Source organism: Oleiphilus sp. HI0132, assembly GCF_001635845.1.
Map to the genome: position 1 here is coordinate 1 of NZ_LWGJ01000710.1, position 1,296 is coordinate 1,296.

Below are 1,296 nucleotides of genomic sequence, written 5' to 3' on the forward strand. Positions count from 1 at the left end.
CAACGAACGTCACGATTAAACAAACGCCGGTTCCGGCTTCACCTATTCCAAAAAGCTTTGCTACGGCGAGCTTGTTAAGCCAAATCATTACCAGTAAATATCAATATGGCTTACCGCTTTATCGACAAGAAAGTCTGTTCAAAGAATATGGCATCCCGCTTAGCCGACAAACGATGTCGAGCTGGTTGCTGAAGTGTACAGACTTACTCAAACCGCTTTATGACAAACTGCATGAAACCCTCTTGCGGCAAAATGTAATACAAGCAGATGAAACCACACTAAAGGTAATCGAATCCGACAAAACCAAATGTTATATGTGGTTATATTGCACCGGTACCGACTCACCCGGCAGCAATCACACAGACATTCCCAATATCGTGCTGTATGACTTCCATGAAAGTCGGGCAAGCCAGTGTGCGATTAATTTTCTACAAGGTCACTCAGGCTATTTACAGGTAGATGGCTATCAAGGTTATGAATCCACCCAAACGACATTAGTGGGCTGTTGGGCACATGCACGACGCAAATTCAAAGAGGCTGATATAGCGCAAAGCAAAGGCAAACCCAAAGCGGGAAAAGCTACTTGGGCGATGACTCACATCAAAAAGCTCTATCGAATTGAAACTGCCATAAAGGATAAATCGCCCAGAGAAAAACAGGCATATCGAGTCGTACATGCGACACCCTTGTTGAAAGAATATAAAATCTGGTTGGATAACTCGATTCTGCAGGTACCGCCTAAATCGGCCTTGGGCAAAGCACTCGCATACAGTTTAAATCAATGGCCAAAGCTGACACGCTACTTAGAAGATGGTCATCTGAATATCGATAACAATCGTGCAGAAAGAGCAATCAAACCCTTCGTGATAGGGCGAAAAAACTGGTTATTCTCAAACACCACTAGTGGTGCCCATGCCAGCAGTGTACTTTACAGTATTGTTGAAACGGCAAAGGCAAATGACCTTGTGCCATTCGATTATCTTCATTATCTATTGAAAGCACTTAGTAAAAGAGATCAGCAAGCAGAAATGGAAGATCTGCTGCCATGGAATGTCATACTAAATCATTAGATTCTTGGATATGTGCGCTTCGCCTTACGTTTACGATTGATCCAGCCCTTGTCAAACCAGCCCGGCACCGGAATATTCGCAAAGTGTGGAAACAGAACAAAACCATCTTTAGGCAACAAAGGTAAGTCAAAAGCATAATCTGTAATGCCCCCATCTTGGTAGACGCCTTCACCCGCGAGGCCTTCCACGCCATCAATAATGACGGGAATAGCACCTGTCGCAAGTA

1 protein-coding gene and 1 pseudogene are annotated in these 1,296 nt (G+C 44.1%); one reads left to right on the forward strand and one right to left on the reverse strand.

Annotated features, from left to right (window positions below; genetic code table 11):
- Nucleotides 1–1,070 (forward strand): IS66 family transposase (locus A3766_RS08470; RefSeq protein ID WP_068642079.1); only part of this gene is annotated, 1,070 nt, incomplete at its 5' end.
- Here the strand turns inward: A3766_RS08470 and A3766_RS30735 are convergent.
- A pseudogene (locus A3766_RS30735) lies at nt 1,067–1,296 on the reverse strand (patatin-like phospholipase family protein); the annotation flags it as partial. The gene A3766_RS08470 and the pseudogene A3766_RS30735 sit on opposite strands and share 4 nt — an antisense overlap.